This window comes from Methylomonas methanica (assembly GCF_001644035.1).
In the GTDB taxonomy this organism is placed as follows: Bacteria; Pseudomonadota; Gammaproteobacteria; order Methylococcales; family Methylomonadaceae; genus Methylomonas; species Methylomonas methanica_A.
In genome coordinates, this window is the sequence record NZ_LUUG01000082.1 from 217,456 (window position 1) to 241,230 (window position 23,775).

21 protein-coding genes are annotated in these 23,775 nt (G+C 53.8%); 3 read left to right on the forward strand and 18 right to left on the reverse strand.

Going from position 1 to position 23,775, the window contains the following annotated elements:
* Positions 1–68: 68 nt before the first annotated feature.
* From A1332_RS15055 to gshB, 15 genes are all read right to left on the reverse strand, one after another.
* Entirely contained in the window at positions 69–1,367 is a 1,299-nt protein-coding gene (locus tag A1332_RS15055) for a hemolysin family protein (protein ID WP_064009284.1), read from the reverse strand.
* 92 nt (positions 1,368–1,459) lie between these two features.
* Positions 1,460–3,244, reverse strand: coding sequence for a vWA domain-containing protein (locus A1332_RS15060; RefSeq protein WP_064009285.1), 1,785 nt, complete (start codon positions 3,242–3,244; stop codon positions 1,460–1,462).
* Entirely contained in the window at positions 3,241–4,227 is a 987-nt protein-coding gene (locus A1332_RS15065; RefSeq protein ID WP_064009286.1) for a vWA domain-containing protein, read from the reverse strand. The genes A1332_RS15060 and A1332_RS15065 overlap by 4 nt, the downstream gene beginning before the upstream one ends.
* Positions 4,224–4,691: a DUF4381 domain-containing protein gene (locus A1332_RS15070; RefSeq protein WP_064009287.1), complete on the reverse strand. Its 468-nt coding sequence runs from the start codon at positions 4,689–4,691 to the stop codon at positions 4,224–4,226. Before A1332_RS15070 ends, A1332_RS15065 begins: the two co-directional genes overlap by 4 nt.
* 9 nt (positions 4,692–4,700) lie before the next feature.
* Entirely contained in the window at positions 4,701–8,858 is a 4,158-nt protein-coding gene (locus A1332_RS15075) for an EAL domain-containing protein (RefSeq protein WP_064009288.1), read from the reverse strand.
* An 18-nt stretch (positions 8,859–8,876) separates the two neighbouring features.
* Positions 8,877–9,794 carry a DUF58 domain-containing protein gene (locus tag A1332_RS15080; protein ID WP_064009289.1) on the reverse strand — a complete coding sequence of 306 codons (918 nt, stop codon included), beginning with the start codon at positions 9,792–9,794 and terminating at the stop codon, positions 8,877–8,879.
* Positions 9,794–10,780 carry an AAA family ATPase gene (locus A1332_RS15085; protein WP_064009290.1) on the reverse strand — a complete coding sequence of 329 codons (987 nt, stop codon included), beginning with the start codon at positions 10,778–10,780 and terminating at the stop codon, positions 9,794–9,796. The genes A1332_RS15080 and A1332_RS15085 overlap by 1 nt, the downstream gene beginning before the upstream one ends.
* Before the next feature lie 66 nt (positions 10,781–10,846).
* Positions 10,847–11,551 carry a TIGR00730 family Rossman fold protein gene (locus A1332_RS15090; RefSeq protein WP_064009291.1) on the reverse strand — a complete coding sequence of 235 codons (705 nt, stop codon included), beginning with the start codon at positions 11,549–11,551 and terminating at the stop codon, positions 10,847–10,849.
* A gap of 65 nt (positions 11,552–11,616) precedes the next feature.
* Complete coding sequence (locus A1332_RS15095; protein WP_064009292.1) at positions 11,617–12,906, reverse strand: dihydroorotase; 1,290 nt, start codon at positions 12,904–12,906, stop codon at positions 11,617–11,619.
* Entirely contained in the window at positions 12,903–13,868 is a 966-nt protein-coding gene (locus A1332_RS15100) for an aspartate carbamoyltransferase catalytic subunit (RefSeq protein WP_064009293.1), read from the reverse strand. Before A1332_RS15100 ends, A1332_RS15095 begins: the two co-directional genes overlap by 4 nt.
* On the reverse strand, positions 13,865–14,386 hold the full coding sequence (pyrR, locus tag A1332_RS15105; RefSeq protein ID WP_064009294.1) for a bifunctional pyr operon transcriptional regulator/uracil phosphoribosyltransferase PyrR: 522 nt from the start codon (positions 14,384–14,386) through the stop codon (positions 13,865–13,867). The genes A1332_RS15100 and pyrR overlap by 4 nt, the downstream gene beginning before the upstream one ends.
* Positions 14,387–14,488: 102 nt before the next feature.
* Positions 14,489–14,935, reverse strand: coding sequence for a Holliday junction resolvase RuvX (ruvX, locus tag A1332_RS15110; RefSeq protein WP_064009295.1), 447 nt, complete (start codon positions 14,933–14,935; stop codon positions 14,489–14,491).
* Positions 14,928–15,494 (reverse strand): YqgE/AlgH family protein, encoded by a 567-nt coding sequence (locus A1332_RS15115; protein ID WP_064009296.1) that lies wholly within the window; start codon positions 15,492–15,494, stop codon positions 14,928–14,930. Before A1332_RS15115 ends, ruvX begins: the two co-directional genes overlap by 8 nt.
* Before the next feature lie 16 nt (positions 15,495–15,510).
* The gene (locus A1332_RS15120; RefSeq protein ID WP_064009297.1) at positions 15,511–16,404 is read right to left on the reverse strand and encodes an energy transducer TonB; all 894 of its coding nucleotides are present in this window, start codon (positions 16,402–16,404) and stop codon (positions 15,511–15,513) included.
* A gap of 1 nt (position 16,405) precedes the next feature.
* On the reverse strand, positions 16,406–17,356 hold the full coding sequence (gene gshB, locus A1332_RS15125) for a glutathione synthase (protein ID WP_064009298.1): 951 nt from the start codon (positions 17,354–17,356) through the stop codon (positions 16,406–16,408).
* A gap of 139 nt (positions 17,357–17,495) precedes the next feature.
* On the opposite strand from gshB, the gene rpmB reads away from it, so the two are divergent.
* Positions 17,496–17,732: a 50S ribosomal protein L28 gene (rpmB, locus tag A1332_RS15130; protein ID WP_064009315.1), complete on the forward strand. Its 237-nt coding sequence runs from the start codon at positions 17,496–17,498 to the stop codon at positions 17,730–17,732.
* Between the two features lie 11 nt (positions 17,733–17,743).
* Complete coding sequence (gene rpmG / locus A1332_RS15135; protein ID WP_013816853.1) at positions 17,744–17,899, forward strand: 50S ribosomal protein L33; 156 nt, start codon at positions 17,744–17,746, stop codon at positions 17,897–17,899.
* 57 nt (positions 17,900–17,956) lie between these two features.
* Here the strand turns inward: rpmG and A1332_RS15140 are convergent, their stop codons facing one another.
* Positions 17,957–19,288 carry a cyclic nucleotide-binding domain-containing protein gene (locus A1332_RS15140; RefSeq protein ID WP_064009299.1) on the reverse strand — a complete coding sequence of 444 codons (1,332 nt, stop codon included), beginning with the start codon at positions 19,286–19,288 and terminating at the stop codon, positions 17,957–17,959.
* Positions 19,289–19,440: 152 nt separating this feature from the next.
* Here A1332_RS15140 and A1332_RS15145 point away from each other — a divergent pair, with 152 nt between their 5' ends.
* Positions 19,441–20,781 (forward strand): DegQ family serine endoprotease, encoded by a 1,341-nt coding sequence (locus A1332_RS15145; protein ID WP_082879709.1) that lies wholly within the window; start codon positions 19,441–19,443, stop codon positions 20,779–20,781.
* A 2-nt stretch (positions 20,782–20,783) separates the two neighbouring features.
* Here A1332_RS15145 and rep read toward each other — a convergent pair whose 3' ends face one another.
* Both rep and A1332_RS26045 read right to left on the reverse strand, forming a co-directional pair.
* Positions 20,784–22,790, reverse strand: a complete 2,007-nt coding sequence (gene rep, locus A1332_RS15150; protein WP_064009317.1) for a DNA helicase Rep — start codon at positions 22,788–22,790, stop codon at positions 20,784–20,786.
* 398 nt (positions 22,791–23,188) lie between these two features.
* Positions 23,189–23,446 carry a hypothetical protein gene (locus A1332_RS26045; protein WP_231890310.1) on the reverse strand — a complete coding sequence of 86 codons (258 nt, stop codon included), beginning with the start codon at positions 23,444–23,446 and terminating at the stop codon, positions 23,189–23,191.
* Positions 23,447–23,775: the final 329 nt, after the last annotated feature.

A 23,775-nucleotide genomic window follows, 5' to 3' on the forward strand; every position in this document is an offset into this window, starting at 1 on the left:
CCACGTTAGCGGATAGTTTGGTTGGCGCCTATTGCGCTTTAGGCCCACAAACGCAGCTTAACGAACCGCTAAATTGCAGCCTCGGGCGGCTTTTGACTGACCAACACCTTGTCGATGCGGGTGCCGTCGATATCGACGATCTCGAAACGCCATTGCCGAAACTCAAAGTTATCCGTTACTTGGGGAATTTTTTCCAGGTAAAACAGAATGAAGCCGCCGACGGTGTGATAGGCATTGTCGGTCTCGCCGGGTAAATTGCCGTCCATACCAATCACCGATTTCAAGCGCTGAATCGATAAGCCGCCATCCACCAACCACGAACCATCGCTACGTTGCACCACATCGACGTCCAGATTGGTGCGACTGGGTAGATGGCCGACGATGGCTTTCAGCACGTCGCTAAGCGTCACCAAACCCTCGATGTCGCCATATTCGTCGACGACCAACGCCAGATCGGCCCGCTTTTCCTGAAAGAACGCCAGCAACTGGCTCAGGGTCATCGCTTCCGGCACGTACAGCGGCATATGCAGTAGCGGCACTATATCCAAGGCTGCGCCGGCCATCGCCAGCTTCAGCAGATCGCTTCTTTGCAATATTCCTACCACATTTTCCAGACCGTCCCGGCAAATGACCGCCCGGGCATACGGACAGTCGGCGATTTTCTCGCGTATCTCCGCTTCGGCGTCGCTCAAATCGATGGCATATATTTGCTGTCTCGGCGTCATGGCCGCGCCGAGCATTTGTTCGTCCAGTTGCAAAACGTTGCCGACCAAATGGCTTTCGCTGGCGTGAAACACCCCGGTTTCCGCGCCGATTTCCATCAGCAGTTTGATTTCCTCGTTGGTAACACTGGTCTGCGGCGGCCGATGCGCGCCGAATATCCGCAGGATCAGCGTACTGGACGACGACAGCAGCCAGACGACCGGACTGGCAACCAGCGACAGCGTATGCATAGGCCGGGCGATAAACACCGCAATCCGCTCCGGATGCAGCAAGGCCAGACGCTTGGGCACCAGTTCGCCGATCACTACCGAACAATAAGTAATCAGAAATACCGTTGCGATCAGTGCAATGCTCTGCGCATAGGGCGCCAGCAGGGGAATGTTCAGCAGTTGACTATGCAAGGGCTCGGTCAAAGCCTCCTCACCCAACGCGCCACTGAGAATACCGACAGACGTGATGCCGACCTGCACGGTGGACAAAAACCGCGACGGGTCTTTGTGCAACTTCAATGCGGTACGCGCACCCGCGCGTTTTTCGCCGACCAGTTTCTGCAAGCGCGCCAGACCGGAAGAAACCAAAGACATTTCCGACATCGCAAACACGCCGTTGATCAGGATCAAAATCAGTATTAGGCCAATATCCATTATTTCATCGCATCGAAAGTTAAAAGAGTGCCGCGTTTGCACGGGGCCAAAGCCGCACTTAGGATTTCGGTTTGTGCATCATGCCTGCGGATTTACCATGCCGGACCGGACTGGTTAGCTCGGTTGCGCTGTCCGTATTGATATTTGAATTTACGCTTCAACAAGCCGGTCGGCTCATCCGGTATGCGCTTCAATAATTGCTCGTTGGCGCGCTCAGTTTCATTTTTTTCCGTGGCTTGCGCGGCTTTTTCCGCGTCGGAGGGTTCTTGCTTGGGCGGCGGCTCTGACTGTTTGGCCTCGGCTTCGGACTGTTGTTGGTCTTCCTTCGCCTGGTTCTGCTCGGCATCCTGCTTGGTTTCAGATTGCTGTTTGTCCTGCGGCTTTTGCTCCTGCTGCGAATCTTTGTCGGCTTGATCGGATTCGCTATCCTGCTGCTGTTTCTGCTGTTGATCGGACGAATCCTGTTTGTCCTGCTTTTGATCGTTCTGCTGGTTATGGTCCTGCTGCTTTTGTTGTTCCTGTTCTTTCAGCTTCTTCTCGACCAGTTCCTTATTGTATTTCGCATCCTGATGGTTAGGATCGAGTTGCAGCGCCTGTTGATAGGCTTGCACGGCTTCCTGCAACTGGCCGGCCTGGGCCAAGGCATTGCCGCGATTGTAATGGCCTTCCGCGCTTTGAGTGTTTTTCAAGGTCTCGGCAGCTTCTTGGAATTGACCGGCCTTGTATTGAGCGGCAGCGCGCCAGTCCGGATTGGCAAACTGCTCGGCAGCTTGTTGATATTGCTGCTGCTCGAAAGCCTGCTTGGCGCGTTGATCGGGCGTTTGCCACAGGCTTTGCCAATCCAGCGCGTAGCTATTTTTGGGCAACGGCAATAAACACAGCAGTGCCAATAACAAGCCCTTTCTAAATTGCAAAGCCGCCCAGGGTATGACCAACAGCAACAGCCAAGGGCCTTTTTCATCCCATTGCTGCAACAACAAATTGCTATCCAGATTTTTGCTGTCGGTATCGGCGCTATTGAACAAACGCCCCAGATTTTCGACATCCGCGTCGTTTGCGGTTACAGGCTGATAAATGCCGCGACCATGCTGGGCCAATGTGCTCAACGCGGCTTCGTCCAGCTTGGCAACCACGATGGCACCGTTACTATCCTTTAAGAACCCGGCACCCTGTAACTGGATAGGCGCGCCTTCCGGCGTCCCCACCGCCAACACCGAGAGCCGGTAATCGCCCAGCCAATGTTCTGCCTGCTCGGCCACATCGGCATCGACGCCGTCGGTGACCAGCAGGATATGTCCCTTGACTAGGCCGGCCTGGCGCAACAAAGCCACCGCGGCATTCAGCGCCACGCCGGTATTACTGCCGGGACTGGGCATGATGTCGGTGGTCAGCGCGGTCAATTGGCTGTCGATGGTAGCGGTATCATTGGTCAACGGTGTGACGGTAAAGGCATCGCCGCCGTAGACCAGTAGCGCGGTTTGGCCGTCCTTGCGTTGCTTCAATAAATCGGCGATTTTGTAGCGAGCCTTGCCGATGCGGCTGGGTTTAATATCGGCGGCATCCATGGATTTGGACAAATCCAAGGCAATCACCAGCGCGGCATCGTTTCTAAAAGCCGGGCCGGGCAAGCGCTGCCAGGTCGGACCGGCCAGCGCGATGATGGTCAGCAACACGGCAAAACCGGCACCCAATAAATTGCCGCGCGCTTGTTGCAATGGCTTGTCTTGCAAAATAAAGGGTAGCAACTCGGCATCGCACACCTCGCTCCAATTACCCCGTCCTTGCCGATGCCGCACCAGCAAGATCAAAAACAGTGCGGCCGGCAATACAGCCAGCAACCACCAGGGCCGCAAGAAATGAAAATCGGCAAAATTCACGACCACCTCAATCGAGCCAAAGTTAACCAGCCCGTTAATAACAAGGCCAGGCCCAGCGGCCAATAAAACAGCTCGCTGCGCGGCCGGAAGTATTGTTTGTCCTTTTCAACCGGTTCCAGTTGATCCAGCATACGGTAGATTTTTTCCAGCTCTTCGGTGTTGCGGGCGCGGAAATAATGGCCGCCGGTAGCATTGGCAATCGCGGTCAGGGTTTTTTCATCGAGATCGGCAGACGGGTTGACCCGGCGGGTGCCGAACAGGCTGCGCACCAACACTTCGTCGGCGCCTATGCCTATCGTATAAATTTTCAGGTGATGGTCGGCGGCCAGTTCGGCGGCTTTTAACGGCATCAATTCGCCGGCGGTGTTAGCGCCATCGGTCAACAAAATCAACACCCGGCTGGCATCTTGCTGCTGTTGCAGACGTTTGACAGCCAAACCAATAGCGTCGCCGATCGAGGTTTTCGGGTCGTCCTCGGTAATGCCGATAAAAGCCTCGTGCAACAAGGTTTGCACAGTCTTGCGGTCAAAGGTTAACGGCACATGCAAGTAAGCTTGTGTGCCGAACAGGATCAAACCCAGGCGGTCGCCGACCCGGCGTTGAATAAACTCGCCGGCCACTTGTTTGATGGCGGTTAACCGATCTACGCGCTGCTTGCCGAGGATAAAATCTTCTTCCTGCATACTGCCGGACACGTCCACCGCCAGCATCAAATCGCGGCCGCTGACAGCTTGCTCGATGGGTTCGCCCAGCCATTGCGGGCGAGCGGCCGCTATCAGCAAACACAACCAGGCCAGAGCCGCCAGCCATAAAGGCCAGCGCCGCTCGCTGCTGACCACCCGGCTGGCGCTGGGACCGAAATCGTCCAGAAACGGGACTTTCAATGCCGCTTGTTGAGCGACGGCACGCGCCGGTAACAGCCAACGCAATAATAGCGGTAGCGGCAACAACCATAACAACCAGGGCCAGTGCAATTCGATCATGGTTTTTTCGCCTGCTGTTTCAACCAGCGTTCGCACAGCTCGAACAGCGCCTCCAGCTCAGCATCGGCCGGCGGCGTTTGCCGGTAATGACCGTCGGCCAGACAGCGGCCGGGACCTTGACTAAAAGGCGCATCCGGCAGGAATTGGTCCAGATAGCTTAACCAAGCCTCGCCACGCAAGCTGGCAACATCGCTGCGCGGCGCGGTACTGATGGCTACACGCCGCAACAAGGCAGACAAAGCCGCCAAGGTCTGCCTGGCATCGGCGCCGCTATCCCGGCGAATGGCGGACAACAATTTGGCGGCAGTTTTGGCCGCTGTCTGGCGGCGGATGCGCTTATAAAAATAACGGCACAAAAAAATCAGTAACGGCAGCAACACCGCCAACAACCACCAGCCCGGCGCCGGCGGCCAAAAAGCCACCGAATCGGGCAAATGTATATCTTTTAAAGGCAATGGTTCCATGTTGAATATCTACATCTCGTCCAAATTGGGGAGTGGGGTATACAAAATCAGCAGATCGTCGATTTGCTGCTGAATAGCCCGCAGCTCCTTAAAACCGGCCTGCGCGGCGTCGCGCTGGCCGGCCTCGCAGCGTCTGAGCAAACTCTCGGCCAGCACGTGCAATTGCCGTTGTAATTGTTCGATATGCTCCAACCAATCCTGGGCATACTGTCTGTCGTGTTGTATTTGCTTTAACCAGCGTCCCAGATGGGTACGGCGTTGCTCCATAATCGGCCAGCTTTTTAAAGTGTCGCGCGGTTCTGCGAACAGACCGGTGTGCACCCGCTGCAACCACTGCCGGGTGTCGAAGCGGCGAATCGCAATTTCGATCTGTTCCGCCGACAGCTCGGCATTCGCATAAATCTGCCAGTCGCTGAACGGCCGGTAAGCAATCACCCAGTCGGCAATCGCCGCAGCGGGCATGGGACGGGCAATCGCGTAACCTTGCAGCAGATGGCAACCCAACAACAACAGCACGATACCTTGCTCCTGACTTTCCACGCCTTCCGCCACGACTTCCCGGTTAAAAGCCTGACTGAGCGCAATGACGCTCTCGATGATGGCGTAGTCGTCGGGATCGTCGAGCATGTCGCGGACAAAGGTCTGATCGATTTTCACGGTATCCACCGACAAATGCCGCAAATGCGTCAATGACGAATAGCCGGTACCGAAATCGTCCAAGGCCACACTGATGCCCAGTTGTTCCCGGCAGCTTTTGATAATCCGATTCACCGCCGACAAATCATCCAATGCGGTGCTTTCCAGAATTTCCAATTGCAGATAGCGGGCATCCATTTCCGGATGAAGGCGCAAGGTCTCTTCGATATAAGCGCCAATGCCGGACCACAGCAAATGATAGGAGGAGATATTGACGCTAACCTCCAAATGCAAGCCGCGTGCATGCCAGCCCGCCAACTGCTCGCAGGCTTGAGCGATTACCCAATTGCCGATGCGGATTTCCAGATCGGTGGAGGCAATCACCGGCAGAAACTCCAACGGCGGCACCATACCGCGCTGCGGATGCTGCCAACGGATCAAGGCTTCCACGCCTTTAACCTGGCCGGTTTTAATGTCGACCTTGGGCTGGTAATACATGCACAATTCGTTGTTTAAAAACGCCGCTTCGATGTCGCGCAATTGTTGGTGCCGATGCATGACTTGTTGGTCGTGGCTGGCATCGAACAACTGACAACGGTTTTTGCCGGCCAATTTGGCCTGGTACATGGCATAGTCGGCATGCCGCAATAAGGCGTCGGCGCCGGCATCATCCAGAGGATACACGGTAAAACCGCTACTGGCGCCAACCGAAATCGGCTGATCGTCGATGACATACGGCAGGGCAATCGCCCGATGAATCCGCATGATGGCTTGTTCGCATTGCGCAATCGAGTCTACATTGCCCAACAACAGCGCAAATTCGTCGCCGCCGTGCCGGGACACGCTGTCTTCCGCGCGAATCGCGTTTTTGATTCTTTCCGCCACTTCAACCAGCACCCGGTCGCCAATATCGTGGCCGAATTGGTCGTTGACCGGCTTGAACCCGTCCAGGTCCAGAAAACAAATCGCCAACAAGGTGTTTTCCCGCTTGCTGTGGGCGATGGCCTGATTCAAGCGATCGGCGAATAAAATCCGATTCGGCAGGCGGGTGAGCGGATCGTAATGGGCAAATAATTCCAACAGCTGTTGCTGCTGCTTGGCCTGCGTGACATCGGAAAATAGCCCGACATAGTGAGTGATCTTACCGTCGGCATCGCACAAGGCCGAGACCGTCAGCCATTCCGCATACAATTCGCCGTTTTTTTTGCGATTCCATAATTCGCCTTGCCAGTGCTGCGCTTCATGTAAGGCTTGCCACATATCCCGGTAAAAATCCGCACCGTATTTGCCGGACTGCAACATGCTGGGGTTTTGGCCGATGACTTCCGCGCGGCTGTAGCCGGTAATCTCGCAAAAGGTTGGATTCACGTCAATGATAATCCCGACGGCGTCGGTAATCAGAATGCCTTCGTGCGCCTCGCTGAACACCCGCGCGGCCAGTTTCAGGTGCTCTTCGGCTTGCTTGCGTTCGGTAATATCGCGGGTTAAACCCAATAGGGCGGTGATCTTGCCTTCGGCATCACGCATTGGCACCGCATGGGTATCGAACCAGCGCTGCCGACCTTTCAGACCGACGATTTCGAATTCCAGGGTTCCGGATGCACCAGCAAAGACTCGCCGGGCCAGCTTTAAAAATGCCTCACGATACTTGGGCAACACCAAATCCACCAGGCGTCCTTTTTGAGCTTGTTCCAGCGTATCGGCCTCTATCATATCCAGACCAGCGCGATTCATATGCAACAAGCTGCCATCGTGAGCCAGCAATTTCACGCACTCCGGTTCCGATTCGACGACGGTGCGCAATTTCAATTCCGATTCCCTGGCGATATTTGCCGAGATTTCCAACTCAGCAATGGCATTGGCTAACGCCCGAGTACGTTCTTCCACCAAGGCTTGCACGGAGGCGGTTCTACCGCTGATGATAAGAAGTAAAATGCTCAACAGGCTGGTAAAACAAAGACCTCCGATCAGGGTAATCAGGGGCAGTGATGAACCCTGTTCGCCGATAAATTGGCTATCGGGAGAAATGGTGATTTGCCAGGTGCGATCGACAAATGTAAAACTGCGCTGCCATTTTCGTAATTCATAATTCAACGACACCGGGTTGCGTACCGGTTTTGCAAACAAGCCGGTTTGCCCTGCGGGTGCGCCTAGATCATCGATGGCGATGCCCAGGTCATCGATGTTCAGGCCCCTGGTGACAATCTCCACCATTCTGGCAGGCAAAATGATGGCAGATACAAATCCGGCAATATCCAATGCGTCACCATCAGCGCCCTGCCGGTTAACCGGAATCGAAACCAAAATGCCGGGATCCGTATCGCTACGTTGCATGAGTGTCAGCTTTTGCGAGGCAGTGGGTTTACCGCTGGCACGCGCCAAGTTTTTTGCTTGGCGGCTAAGCGGGTTTGACAGGGAGTCGAAGCCGAAGGCTTTTTCGTTGCCGGCCATCGGCTCCACAAACATGATAGGAAAATATTCGGGCCTGGCTGTTGCCTTAACCACTTGGCCGGCGCTATCGCGTTCGGTAACCTGGAAATTAGGAAATCCTTCGGCACGAATAGCCTGCTCAAAGGCCGGCAAATCGGCTTGAGCGATACGAGGCAGCCATTCCAGGGCCTGAATTTCCGGGTGGCGTTGCAGGATGCCCTGCGAAAACACGCTAAATTCGGCTCTATCCACATCGCTGGATGCCAAAAATACGTCTCTTAAAGCCAAAGCGCTGTCGATCACATCAACCGCATATTCCACCAGCAGACGGTCTATTTCGCCGGCTCGACTATCGAAAGCCTGCTGAATGCGGGCACGTTCGGCTTGGAATACTTGCAGGAACACCAGTATCAATGCCAACAGCGTACCCAGTAGGGGTAGCGCCACACTCAGCCGCCGTGCCTGCCAAAGCGCACGGGGCCGTCCGAAATAACAAAATAACAGCGGCGTAATAATCATTACGCCCAAGCTATCGCCAATCCACCAGTTGCGCCAGGACAACCATAGCTGCGACGAGGTCATCAGCTCCAATAAATACAGCACTCCAATACCGACACTGGGCGCTATCAAACAGGCAACCGGACCCACCAGCCCAAAAAACTTGAGGATAGTGCCCGGGCTGTCCAGCTTGGGCAAACCCGGCTGTACATGGTTTTTGACAAGGGCGATGGCAACCAAGGCTTGCAAGGTGCTGCCGGTACCAATGACCAAAGAGGAAACCACTGTCTCGGTCGTCAATTGGCCGGAAAAATCGATATTGACCAGAAAATTACTCAGCGTGGCGCCTAACCATATGCCCGGCCATAGATACCGCCCACCCAGGAACAGTGCCGCCAGCGCAATTCCCGCCGGCGGCCATAGCGGACTGGCATAGCCGGGCGGAATCATCATTTTGACGCCCACCCAGCCGCCGGCAAACATCAGCAGGCTCAGTGCACCGATATTTAGTAGCAATACCATAGGTCTGACAGGCGTGATTTTTTGCGCCTCCGGCTCCGGTGACGACAAATCTACAGAATTGGGTGAATTGGGGGTTTGCATGGATTGATCGGGAACCGGTTAGGCAGCCGGACGCGCGCGGGTGCCGTTCAACGCATCCAAAGGTGCTTGCTGGGTGGTGCAGGGTATCAAGGTCAGACGCAGTTTATTGCCGAGCTTTTGCAAGTACTCCCGCCTGTCCTGGAAGCGCTGCCGATAGGCTTGCAGCCGCTGTTTATCGCCGCTGTCGATCAATACCTCGCGCCAGCCGTCGGTAAAACGGTAACGGCCTTGAGTCGGTAAACTGCTTTCCAGCGGATCGGCGATATGCACCAATACCACTTCGCAATGCCGGGCCAGGTTGGCCAGATGATTTTCGGCCGCGCTATTCATGCCGCGAAAATCGCTGAGAATATACACCCGGCTGCCGGGTCGGGCATGATGCAGCAGCCTGGCCAAAGGTTGCGCCAGATTGACCACGGCCGCGCCGTTGTAGTCCGGATTAACCAGGGCGTTCAAAAACCGTAACAAAGCCGGCTTACCGGTTTGCGGTTTTAGTTCCTGGCAACCGGCGTCGCTAAAAATCTGCCCGCCGATCCGGTCGCCTTGCTTCAGCGCCGCCCAAGCCAACAAACCGGCCAAACGGGCGGCCTGCACGGATTTGAACACACCGCGCGTGGCAAACGCCATGGTGGCCCGGTAATCCACCGCGATGAACATCGGCCTTTCCCGTTCTTCCTTGAAAATCTTGCTGTGCGGTTTGTCGGTGCGGGCCGTGACGCGCCAATCGATACGCCGCACATCATCGCCCGGTTGATAGAGCCGCGTTTCGTCGAAAGCCATGCCGCGCCCCTTCAGATGCGACAGATAATTACCGCTTTGCGCCGCGCGGATGTTGGCATGGCCCAGACTGAGCATGCCGGCCGGTTTGGCCAGGTCTACCAAGGCTTTAAGAGTGACCGTAACCCTGGGATTATCGGCCGCTGGCGACGTATTCATCAGGGTACGGCAATTCTGGCTATCAGTTCTTTGATCACATAATCGCTGGTAATGCCTTCGGCTTCCGCCTCGTAAGACAGAATCAGGCGGTGGCGCAACACATCGTAAGCCATATCCTGAATATCGCCCGGATCGACGAAATCACGCTGTTGCAACCAGGCCTTGGCCCGCGCACAGCGGTCCAGCGCGATGCTGGCGCGCGGACTGGCGCCGTATTGAATCCAGCCGGCCAAATCCTGACCGTAAACGCCGGGATTTCGGGTAGCCAGCACGATTTGCAGCAGATATTGCTCCAAGCTTTCGGCCAGATATAAATCCAGCACCTCACCGCGCGCCGCGAACAAAGCTTGCTGACTCACTTTAGGCTGCGCGTTGCCCTGATTTTGCAAAGCGCCCTTAGCCTCTGCGCGGGCCAGATGCAGGATGGCCTGCTCGTGTTCGGCATTGGGATAATCAATTTTCACATGCAGCAAAAATCTATCCAGTTGCGCTTCCGGCAAGGGGTAAGTGCCTTCCTGTTCGATAGGGTTTTGCGTAGCCATCACCATGAACAAGGGCGGCAATGGATACGTGGCTTTGCCGACCGTGATCTGTCGTTCCGCCATCGCTTCCAGCAAAGCGGCCTGGACTTTGGCCGGCGCCCGGTTGATTTCGTCGGCCAAAATTAGGTTATGAAACAGCGGACCTTTCTGAAACTCGAAACTACCCTGCTGCGGCCGGTAAATTTCGGTGCCGGTCAAGTCGGCCGGCAACAGATCCGGGGTAAATTGCACCCGGTGAAAATCGGCTTCTATGCCTTGGCTAAGGACGTTAATGGCGCGAGTTTTCGCCAGACCCGGGGCACCTTCCACCAACAAATGCCCATCGGCCAGCAGCGCGATCAGCATCCTCTCGACCAGCACTTCCTGGCCGATGATCTGGGTATTGATGTGGGTTTTCAGATTCTGTAAGGCGGCTTGGCTGGGGCTGAGACTTGTCGCAGTCATGTGTATAAAAAATCCTTATGTTTAACAAAAATGTGACCGAGTTGAGTCCTGAAAGTTGCGCCGCGCTTAATTTTTGCGCTGCAAATCTTTCCACTCGCGATGCGCAACCATGATATCCACCACTTTTTGCGGATCGTCGGTGACGGTGATCAGAGCCAAATCTTCCTCGGAAATGGTGCCGTATTCCATCATTTTGGCTTTCATCCAATCCATCAGGCCGCTCCAGAAGTCGGTGCCGAACAACACCAGCGGGATAGGATAGATCTTGTGGGTTTGCATCAAGGTCAAGGCTTCGAAGAACTCGTCCAGCGTGCCGAAACCGCCCGGCATGCAGACGTAGCCGATCGAGTAGCGTACAAACATCACCTTGCGCACGAAAAAATAGCGAAAATTCAGCGAAATATTTTGGTAGGGGTTGGGCTTTTGCTCCATCGGCAATTCGATGTTCAAACCGATAGACGGTTGATCGTGCAGGATGGCACCTTTGTTGGCCGCTTCCATCACACCGGGGCCGCCGCCGCTGATCACTGCAAAACCTTCCTTGCTGAGCATTTCCGCCAGTTCCACGGTTTTTTGATAATAAAAATGCTCGGGGGGTAAACGGGCGGAACCGAAAATCGAAATCGCGTCGCACAAACCGGACAGCTCGTCGAAGCCTTCGGTAAATTCGCTGATGATGCGAAAAATCCGCCAGGATTGATCGCCTTTCAAGTCGTCGATGATGCTGGACGACATCGAGCCGTCGGCACGGCGGTTTTTGATGCAACTCATGATTTATTCCTTATCGAGCACACGGTGCTCCTTGCATAGGGATGAAACGGCGAAGCCAAACTGACTCACGACAACTCCGCCAAACGATAAACCGTTTTTCCGGCCAATAGCGTGTGCGTCACGCGCCCGGTCAAAGTTTGCTGCCAATACGGCGTATTGCAACCGGCGCTGTGCCAGTTATCGCGGTTAACCTGCCAGCTGGCTTGCGGATCAAAAATACAGACATCGGCCGCATAACCCGGCGTTAATGCACCGGTTGCCAGACCCAAAATTTGTGCCGGCTTGCAGGTCAGGCTGGCTATGGCTTGCGACAAGCCGATGCGATGTTGCTGGGTCAAGGCCAGCGTCAACGGCAACAGGGTTTCCAGTGCCGCCACGCCCGCTTCGGTTTCCGGAAATGCGCCGAGTTTGGCATCCAGATCGTGCGGTTGGTGATCCGAACAAATCGCGTCTATGGTGCCGTTAACCAGCGCTTCGCGTAAATATTGGCGGTCTATAGCACTGCGCAGCGGCGGCAGCACGTGGTAATTGCTGTCGAATGGGGTAATGTTGTCTTCGGTTAAATGCAACTGGTGAATCGCCACGTCGGCCGTGACATTCAAGCCGTATTTCTTGGCCTGCTGCAATTTGATCACCGATTGTTTGCAACTGATTTGACTGATATGCACGCGGCAACCGGTCAACTCCGCCAACTCCAGACATTGGGCCAGCGCGATGGACTCGGCGGCTTCCGGGATACCCGGCAAACCATAACGGCTGGCCACCGCGCCTTCATGAGCGCAGCCCTTACCGGACAAAGCCGCTTCATTGGCGCGGAACATCAGTAACAAATCGTGACTGCTGGAATATTCCATCGCCCGCCGCAATATCAACAGATTGCCGAGCGGCTCGCTGGCATTGCTGACGGCGATACAACCGGCCTGCTTCAACGCGAACATCGCGCTCAGTTCACTGCCGGCCAGGCGCTGTGTCAACGCACCGATGCTGTGGATTTGCGGGTAGTCGGCCTTTTCGGCTTTGTCCTTGATGAATTCGACCACCGCCGGGCTATCGATACAGGGCTTGGTATCGGGGGGCAAACACAAGGAGGTGACGCCGGCGCTCAGCGCTGCACGAGTTTCGCTGAGAATATTGCCTTTTTGAGTCTGACCGGGTTCGCGCAAGCGCACGCTGAGATCGACGAAACCGGGGCAAACGATTTGACCGCTGGCATCGATAATCTGCTCGGCCGTGAAATCGGCGGCTTGCTCCAGCACCGAGACAATATTGCCGTCGGCGATGCAGACAATACCGTTGGCGTCGATATTGTTGGCCGGATCGATGATATGGCCGTTTTTAATCAGTATTTTGGTCATGCCGCACCTCCCTGACTATGCATGGCCATCGACATAATTGCCATCCTGACCGCGACTCCATTGCTGACTTGTTGCAGGATCACCGATTGCGGGCCGTCGGCGACGCTGGACGCAATTTCCACCCCCCGGTTGATTGGGCCTGGATGCATCACAATCGCATCGGCTTTGGCGCGCTTCAACTTGGCTTCGGTCAAGCCGAAGCAGCGGAAAAATTCACTTTCGCTGGGCAGAAAGGCCGAGTTCATGCGTTCTTTTTGCAAACGCAACATGATGACCACATCCACATCGTTCAGGCCTTCGTCCATGTCGTGCATGGGTATCACGCCCATGGTTTTGACTTGCGCCGGCAGCAAGGTCTTTGGCGCAATCACCCGCACTTCGGCGACGCCCAGGGTGTTTAAGGCCAGAATCTGCGAGCGCGCCACCCGCGAATGCAAAATGTCGCCAACGATGGCGACTTTCAGGCCCTCGAATTGCTTCTTATGTTGCCGGATCGTGAACATATCCAGCATCGCCTGGGTGGGATGGGCATGCTGACCGTCGCCGGCATTGATCACGCTGATGTGCGGCGCGGTGTGTTGGGCGATGAAATGCGCGGCGCCACTGAGGGCATGGCGAACCACAAACATATCCACATGCATCGCTTCCAGGTTATGGATGGTATCCAGCAAACTCTCGCCCTTGGAGGTCGCGGAGGTGGCGATATTCATGCTTAGAACGTCCGCCGACAGTCGGGTGGCCGCCAGTTCGAAGGTGGTGCGGGTGCGGGTGCTGTTTTCGAAAAACAGGTTGACGATGGTCTTGCCGCGCAGCAAGGGCACCTTTTTGACCTGATGTTCGGACATACCGGCAAACGATTCGGCGGTATCCAGAATCTCGGTCAGCAGCTCTTTATCCAGGCCTTCAATAGTCAGAAAGTGCTTGAGCTTACCCTGTTCGGTAAGCTGAATATGTCGGGTCATGCCGCCACCACTTGTGGGGATTGAATCTCAATGCCCAATGGATCGGGGCCGGTCAGTTTGATACGTTGATCGCCGGCCAGGTCGATACGGATGCCATGACAATCCGGTTGTAGCGGAATCTGCCGGCCGTTGCGTTCGATCAATACCGCCAGCACCACTTGGTTGGGGCGGCCGTAATCGAAAATTTCGTTCAAGGCAGCGCGGATGGTGCGGCCGGTGTAAAACACATCGTCGATCAAGATGATGTCGCGGCCTTCCAGATGCGGTGGCAATTGACTGGTCTTGACCTTGGGATGCATGCCGATCTGCGAAAAATCGTCACGATAAAAAGTAATGTCCAGCATGCCCAAGGGTTCACTCATACCCAAGCGCTGATGCATATGTCGCGCGATCCATGCTCCGCCGCTATGGATGCCGATCAGCAAGGGGTTATTCAGTTTACGCTCGCTAATTTGCCGGCGAATCGCGGCTTCCAGAGTGTCGAGCAGGATATCGATGTTGAGAGTGGCGATTGGCATGACGGCTACAGAGGGAATCTTGTTATTGTTATAAAGTTAGGAAAAAAAGGCGAAAGCAACAGGATAAACAGGCTGTGTGACTGTAAAACCGTTTTCGTCTTTTTACTTATCAAACCAGCTTTGCAGAATTATCTGGGCGGCCAGCTGATCTTGCACTGCCCACAGTTTAGCAGCACTGACTTTCAGGTCGTCGAACAGCATCTGCTTGGCGGCAAACGTGGTTAGCGTTTCATCGATTTGATGCACGGGCAAATTGTAACGACCATTGAGCTGGCGGCAGAACTTTTGCATGCGCGGGGTAATCACGTTATCCGAGCCGTCTTGTTGCCGGGAAATGCCGACCACCAAGCCTAAGGGCCGCCATTCGGCAATCAGCTGACCGATTTTATGCCAGTCCGGAACCTGATTAAGCGACGGTATGGTTTGCAGCGGACTGGCAATACCGGTGCCGGCATGTCCCACCGCAACGCCGATTTTTTTATTGCCGAAATCAAACCCTAAATACGCGTCGCTGCTGAATTTTGCCGCCAGCGGATCAATCTTAACCATGGCCTGCTGGCGTGGTCAGGCGGTTAATATCGATACCTAATTGTCCGGCCGCCGCATTCCAGCGTTGACTGATCGGGGTTTCGTAGAGTATCGCTTCACCGCAAGGCGTATTCAGCCAGGCATTTTCGACCATTTCCTTCTCCAGTTGACCGCTACCCCAACCGGCATAGCCCAGCGCGATCAAATAATGGCTGGGGCCTTTGCCTTCGGCGATCGCTTCGAGAATGTCGCGGGAACTGGTCAGGGTGATATTCTCGGCGGTGCTGATGCTGGAATCCCAGCGCTGTTCGCAGGCATCGTGAATGACGAAGCCGCGTTCCTGCTGTACCGGACCGCCAGCAAACACCGGGGTTTCCAGCACATTTTCCAGCTCGGTCTTAATCCCCATTTGCTCGAAAATATCGCGTAACTTCATGCCGGTCGGTCGGTTGATGACTATGCCGAGCGCGCCTTCTTCATTGTGCTGGCACAGGTAAGTCACCGTGTGAAAAAAATGCGGGTCGGCCAGGCCGGGCATCGCAATCAAAAACTGGTTATTTAAATAAGTAACGTCTGTCATTGGAGTGCTGTATGGGCTAGCGGGCAGTCATGCCGGTTTCGTCTGAGAATTTCCAGACCCTGGTAATCACCAAAACGTTCACTTCTCTTAACAAATCATCGGGTAAAGCGGCAAAGGGCGCGCTCATTTTCACAATACGTTTCGCGGCGTCATCCAGTGCGGAATTGCCGGAAGACCGGACAATTCGCATGCTGTAAATACTGCCGTCGGCATTGATCCCAACATCCATGGTCAAGGATTGCGAAACGCCTTTTTTGCGCGCGGCCTCAGGATAATTCAGATTACCGGTGCGCTCAACCTTGTCCTCCCAATCCTTGACATATTGCGCCGCCAGATACTTATGCGTGCTAATCGAGTTGACGAATTTAATTTTAGTATCTTGCGCGCTTTGCTGGGTGTTTCTGATGCGTTCACCGAGTTGGGTGATTTGTTGCTGAAGCGCTTCAGGCGATAATTTGGGGGCGGATTCCTGAACTTCAACTGCTTCCGGTAATTCCACCGGTTGCTCGGGTTCGGTCACCACCTTAACCGGAGCTTTAGCTTGGGTAAGCAGTTTCTCGGCGACCGGCTTGACTTGCGGAACTACAGGATGCGGAATGACTTTCTTTACCGGCGGGCTGAGCGTTTGTTCCTGAGTCGCAATTTTTTGCTGCGGCGGCTCCGGTTTCCGCGTTTCCTCGCCGGCGCCGATTTGATGTTCGGCTGCCAGGTGTTTGGCATCCTTGGGCGCTTTTTTCACCGGCGCATGAGCGACGGTGATTTCAATCGAGCGGTTGATCTTGGGCGGTTGCGGTGCGGTGAAATTAACCCCCAACAACACGATTACGTGCAGCACCGCCGCCACAAACAAAGCCGTCAGTAGCGAATCGCCTTGCGACAGCGGCGTGGGAGTCAATTCCGGCGCGTGCATATCAGGCCTGGCATTTGGCGGCGATGTGATCCATTAATTGCGCGCTAATATTGATGCCGAACTGCTTATCCAATTCCTGCACGCAGGTCGGGCTGGTGACATTCACTTCAGTCAGATAGTCGCCGATGACATCCAAGCCGACAAATATCAGGCCTTTTTCGCGTAAGGTCGGCCCGACCTGTTCGGCAATCCAGCGGTCGCGCGCACTCAAAGGCCGGCCTTCGCCACGGCCTCCGGCAGCCAGATTGCCACGACTCTCGCCGCTGGCCGGAATCCGCGCCAGACAATAGGGGACCGGTTCGCCATTGACCACCAAGATGCGCTTGTCGCCGTCTTTCACCGCCGGTAGATATTTTTGCGCCATGATATAACTGCTGCCGTGCTGGGTCATGGTTTCCAGAATCACACTCAGATTAGGGTCATTTTCCCGCACATAAAAGATGGACGCACCGCCCATCCCGTCCAAGGGCTTCAGGATGATTTCCTTATGCTCTAGCAGAAAATCGCGAATTTTTTGCGGGTCTCTGGCCACCAGGGTGTCGGTGCAGCATTGCGGAAACCAGGCGGTGAACATTTTTTCGTTGGCGTCGCGTAGCGATTGCGGCTTGTTGACCACATAAACGCCTTGGCGCTCAGCCTGTTCCAGCATGTAGGTGGCGTAAATATATTCCTGGTTGAAGGGGGGATCCTTGCGCATGATGATCGCGTCCAACTCGGACAGCGCGATCTGCTGTTCGCCGAGAAACCGATGCCATTGTTTTTCGTCGCGTTCTACTTCCAGCACGCGGGAACGGGCATAAGCGTCGCCGTTGCGCATGTACAAGTCGGACAACTCCATGTAATGCAGCTCCCAACCGCGCGACTGGGCTTCCAGCAGCATCGCGAAACTGGTGTCTTTTTTGATATTGATTTGGCCGATGGGGTCCATGACCATGCCGAGTTTAATAGCCATTAAAGTCCTGTGTTATCCGAAGCAAGTGGAAATAAAAACGATTTTATCAAATTTATTTTGCAGGCTGTTGTTTACCAACAAAAGTTTTTTTGATATAAAGCGCGGCTATTTTGAATTAAAAGCTCGCATTGAGGTAGTCATGTCCAGAGTATGCCAAGTAACAGGTAAACGCCCAGTAAGCGGGCACAACGTTTCACACGCGATGAACAGAACCAAAAGACGTTTTACACCTAATCTGCACCACCACAGATTCTGGGTTGAGAGCGAAAACCGTTGGGTTCGTTTGAGAGTATCTTCCAAAGGTATGCGTATCATCGACAAAAACGGCATTGATGCTGTTTTGGCCGATATGCGTAAACGCGGCGAACAATTTTAAGGAGACTGAACATGCGCGACAAAATCAAATTGGTATCTAGCGAAGGCACCGGCCATTTCTATACAACCACCAAAAACAAAAAAACCATGCCTGAAAAAATGGAGATCAAAAAATTTGATCCCGTCGTTCGTAAGCATGTGATGTACAAAGAAGCCAAAATCAAATAATCAGCGTTTTATTGATCCGCTTTTAGGCGTTGGCGGGCTAGCCAAGGTTTTGTCCGACTAGCCACCGCCACCGGCTTTCTTGATCGCTTCCAGTTCGGCTTTTAACGATTCCGTAAACTTGGCAAGCGCCAAATATTTCATCTCCAAAGCCTTTTTCTCAGCTTCCAAAATATTGTATTTGGTTTTAAGTTGTTGCAGAAAACGCCGTAAACGTTCCATATCGTCTTGTATTGAGGATTGCTCGGTGAACGAGTGATTCGTCTCGCTCTCCCCGCCAGTCCCTCTAAAATTACTAGTCTCAATACCGTCGTCGATCGGAAATGACGAGGGCGCTTTCAGCTCATCCGGGTTAATGCTGTCGATACCGCCGCTTAAAATCAGCGCATTGAATTTATGTCGCATCAAGATGAAAGCCGCCGTTTCGCTAATCTTACCGTTCTGGCAAACCACTACGATGGGATGCTGCCGGTTCAAGGTTTTTAGCTGCATGCGCAAGGAAAAAAACGGCAGATTGATGCTGAACGGCAGATGCTTGGGCTTGTATTCGTCGGGCTCGCGCACATCAATCAGATCGGCACCCTTGGCCACTAAATCCTGGGCATCTTTGTAGCTGATGTATTTAAGCGTCGGCTGCTTGATCAAGGTCAGAAACTGTTCCTTACCCAAACGCAACAGGCAGACATCGGTCAACGCGCTGACTGAAACATTACGGGGCTCACCTGAAATCAGCGCATCCTCGCCAAAAGTATCCTGATCGCTGAGTTGCGCCAGCTTAATCTCTTTGGCGTTGGGTGCCGGCCTCCTGCTGACCAGGCACTGGCCTCTTTTGATAATGTAGTAAAAATCGCCCGGCTCACCTTGATTGACAATTACAGTGCCGGCATCCACGCGCACTTCCTGCATGCCCATCAAAATTTTTTGCAAATTAGCCGGAGGCAACGCCCGAAATACCGGCGACTTCAACAAAGTCGTCATCCAGTCGTCATTGTCCTCCACCTCTTCAACTACCATAAAACTCTCTGCTTCTTCATACGGGACATCTTGAACCGATTTCATCATATCAGCATTCAATCGCAAAAAACGAATTCGGGAACTCGCAACCGCATGCACTTTTCTGGGGATTTGATGCGCTAGGGCGAAGCGCGCCGAAGGGCTATCCGACTTGATCGTTTCGATCTTTAACAGATCGGTCTGCAAGGTCACGCTACCGTCGATCAAGTAAACCAGATCGTTACGTTCGTCACCGCATTTGAACAAAAATTGCCCTTCTTCCGCATCCTCTATCTTGATTTGTGCGCACAGCGCCTCAAATTTACTGAAGGGCAAGGTGGATAGCGGAATTAATTGCCGAATGACACGGCCTTCAGCGGAATGGATGTCGACAGCCACGTACTCGTCGCGAATAAAAAGTGAAGGGAAACCAACAAGAAAACTTAATCTATGATAGTCGATTATTAAGTAAACTCTCAGTGAAACATTTTGCCACCCAGCGTGTCCATGCTGGCAACTTAACTGCCTGGAATGCAAAAACCATGACGAACATGAACAAACTATTCCTGATTATATTGTTTGGCCTGAGCAGTTGGCGGGCCGGCGCAGTGCTACCCGGACAAGTCGAAGGGTTGCCATTGCCCTCTCTGGCGCCAATGCTTGAGCAAAGCATGCCCGCCGTCGTTAACATTTCCACCTCGACCAACGTGCGGGTGCAGGAAAATCCGTTGATGATCGATCCGGCGCTTCGGCGTTTTTTCAATATCCCCAAAAACCAGCGGCAACAGCAAAAAAACAGCCTGGGTTCCGGCGTGATTATCGATAAGGATCAAGGCTATGTGTTGACCAATAATCATGTGATCGACAAAGCCGACAAGATTACCGTGACGCTCAGCGACGGCCGCCAGCTTAACGCCAAACTGCTGGGCACCGATCCGGAAGCCGATGTGGCGGTAATTCAAATTCCGGCCGACAATTTGACCGCCCTGAAAATCGCCGACTCCAGCCAATTGAAGGTCGGTGACTTCGTGGTCGCCATCGGTAACCCGTTCGGCTTGGGCCAAACTGTCACCTCCGGTATTGTCAGTGCACTGGGTCGTTCCAATTTGGGTATTGAAGGGTATGAAGACTTTATTCAGACCGATGCCTCGATCAACCCCGGCAACTCCGGCGGTGCCTTGGTGAATTTACGCGGCGAATTTGTCGGCATGAACACCGCGATTCTGGCGCCTACCGGCGGCAACGTCGGCATCGGCTTCGCGATTCCCTCGAATATGGCGACTCGGCTGATGGAATCGTTGGTTCAGCATGGCGAAGTGCGCCGCGGTTTGTTGGGCGTGACCACGCAGGATTTGACGCCGGATTTGGTGAAAGCCTTTGCCTTGAAAAGCCAGCACGGCGCGGTCGTTAGCCGGGTAGAAGCCGGATCGCCTGCCGAAAAGGCCGGCCTGGAACCGGGCGATATTATTCTGGCCATCAATGGTCAGGACGTGAAAGGCGGTAGCGCGCAAATTCGTAATGCGGTGGGTTTGCTGCAAATCGGCGACACCGCCAACCTGGAAGTCATGCGCGGCGAGGAACGCAAATCGCTGCAAGCCACCATCGGCAAGCCGAAACGGCCGGAGCTGGACGGTAATAAACTGCATCCGACTTTAAGCGGTGCCGTGCTCGGCGTTACACCCAAAGATCAGGTGGAAGGCGTGATGATAGAAAAAGTCGAGCAAAACTCCAAAGCCTGGAAAACCGGCTTACGGCCGGGCGACGTCATCGTCACCGCCAACCGCTACCGGGTCAGAAATCTGGATGAGATCAAGCAAGTGGTCAACCCGAATGCGCCCTTGCTGGTCAATCTGCAACGCGGCGGCGAAGCGTTCTTCGTGGTGCTGCAATAAGCCTAATTCAACATGGTTTTCAGCGCGGCCAGACTAGCCTTGCCGCGCTGTTTAATTTCTTCCGGCGGCAATTGCTTTTTGTTGGCCCATTCCAAATCTTCTTCCGGCAACTCGTTTAAAAACCGGCTGGGTTCGCACTCGGTCATGTCGCCGAAGCGCTTGCGGTGTGTGCAATAACTAAAGGTTAACGTCTGTTGGGCGCGGGTGATACCGACATAAGCTAGCCGCCGTTCTTCTTCGATATTATCGGTCTCGATACTGTTTTGATGCGGCAACAGATTTTCCTCCATGCCGATCAAAAACACATGCGGAAATTCCAGGCCCTTGGCGGCATGTAGCGTCATCAAGCTCACCTGATCGCCGGCCTCATCTTCCTGATTGCGATCCAATATATCCAGCAACATCACCTTGGCGATTACATCCGCCAATGATTGTTCGCTGCCTTGCTCCTTGGTAGCAAGGCGTTGCAGCCACTCGATCAACTCGTAAACGTTTTTCAGTTTGCGTTCCGCCGAGGCCGGGGTTTTGCTGTTTTCCTGTAACCAGGCTGAATAGTTGATTTCGTCGATCATCTTATTAATGACGACAAAAGTATCCTCGCGCTCGGTCTTGACGGCTGTCTCTTGCAGCCAATCGCAAAATTTACTCAATCGTTGCATCGACTTTTCCGGTAGCCGCTGCTGTAAGCCAAATTCGGAACAGGCCGCAAACAAACTGATATGCCGTTCGTTGGCGTAGGCACCGAGTTTTTCCAGCGTGGTCGGGCCGATCTCCCGGCGCGGGGTGTTGATCACCCGCAAGAAGGCCGCATCATCGTCGCGATTAACCAGCAGACGCAAATAAGCCAATACGTCCTTAATCTCCGCATAGGAAAAAAACGAGGCGCTGCCGCTAATGAAATAGGGCACGTTGTTCTCGCGCAATTCTTTCTCGAACAGCCGCGACTGATGGTTGCCGCGATACAAAATTGCGTAATCGCCGTAACTGCCGCCGGTCTTGAAGCGGTGATGCACGATTTCGGCGGTGACTTGCTTGGCCTCGGCAATATCGTTCTTATGGCTCAGCACCCGCAGCGGGTCGCCATAGCCCAGTTCGCTCCAGAGCTTTTTCTCGAAGGCATGCGGATTGTTGGCAATCAACTGGTTGGCCACCTTCAAAATCCGCCCGGCGGAACGGTAATTTTGTTCCAGCTTGATGACCTGCAAGCGGCTGTAATCTTTTTGCAACTGGCCGAGATTTTCAGGCTGCGCGCCGCGCCAAGCGTAAATCGACTGATCGTCATCGCCCACCACGGTAAAACGACCTAGATTCCCGGCCAATAGTTTGACCAATTGATACTGGGTGATATTGGTGTCCTGGTACTCGTCGACCAGCAGATAGCGAATCTTGTTCTGCCATTTCTCCAACACCTCGGGATGTTGTTGGAACAGCAGCACCGGCAGCAAAATCAAATCGTCGAAATCGGTGGCGTTATAGGCCTTCAAGCTGCGGGTGAAGGCTTCATAAAGCAGCGCAGCCGGCAGACTGTTGGCATCGGATTGGCTCAAAGCTTGCAGCGGCGTAATAAATGCGTTTTTCCACTGGCCGATTTGCCAGTTGTACTGCTCGACATTATCGATGTCGCAACCGCCCACGCCGTGACTGATCAGATTCCGCAACAATGTCAACCGGTCCTGTTCGTCGAACAAGGTAATCGCAGCCTTATAACCCAGAGCTTTATGTTCGGCGCGCAAAATATCCAAACCAAGGGAATGAAAGGTCGAGACTCTCAGCCCACGCCCCTGCTTGTCATCCAGCAAACGGCCGACCCGGCTCTTCATTTCCCGCGCCGCCTTATTGGTAAAGGTCACCGCCGCAATATGCCGCGCCGGGGTGCCTTGTTGCACCAAATACGCAATCTTCTCGGTAATCACCCGCGTCTTGCCGCTACCGGCGCCAGCCAGCACCAGTAAGGGTCTATCGATGATTTTTACGGCGGCTTGTTGTTGGGGGTTGAGTTTGGGGGACACGAAAACAACTGGATTACTGACAGGCCGATCATTATCGCAGGGCTGGCTGAATTTGTGTGAACTCGGGCGAATGGGCATTGGCTTGACGAGAACACGGGGAATAAAACTGGTTTTGGTGGAAAACGTGGACGTAGCACCGGGAGCCGTGCAGCCCGCCTAGCCTCGATGCAGCATCAGCGGAATCGAGAACGCCAGCTTACCGACCACCATCCCATATCAGCAAATGAAAGTAGTTGCCCTACTAAACCTAGATTCCATCATGTCTAATTGCTTGCCGTTAAACAAAATGAATTGCTTAATCCAGGCCGTAGTCGCAGGGCGCATTAGCGATAGCGTAATGCGCCGAATGAATCCACAGACGGCGCAATGCCCGTTGGTTATTGCGCCCTACGAGCTAACTACTTATCGGCACGCTGACAAAACAATATCGCGTCCCGCCAATCCAAACCTTTTCCCACCGCTTGCTCAAAGCAACCGACTGTGTTTTTGGCGTTATTGCTACCGGCACACAGGTTAATGATATTCTGCCAATCCCAAGTAATACCCTTACCCCAGTTTACCCGGCCGTCGAGTACGCTTAGAAAGCAAGCACCAGGTTCGGCAGGCTTGGTCGTTCCGGCACAGAGCTGTTTAACGTTTTTTGGCTCCCAATTCATATTCTTATCGTCGTTCCAAGGGATTTTGCCTTGAACCGAGTTAAAGCATTCCGACTCGTGATCGGACGCTTGAACTGTCAATGGATTAAAAAGTAAAGCTATTGAGCCAATGGCGATCGAGACTCGGATTAAGCGGTAAATAACATTCGATGTTTTCATGAATTACTCCCTGCATTTTTAGAATTAATGTTAAATATAATTTAATGCAAATAAAAACTATATTTTTGGCTCGCTGATACAGCGCTCTACAATTCGAGAACTTAGTTACCAGCTTACGCAGATTCACTATTCCATGAAAAAATTGTTTGTCTAATACCTGAATCCGTGAC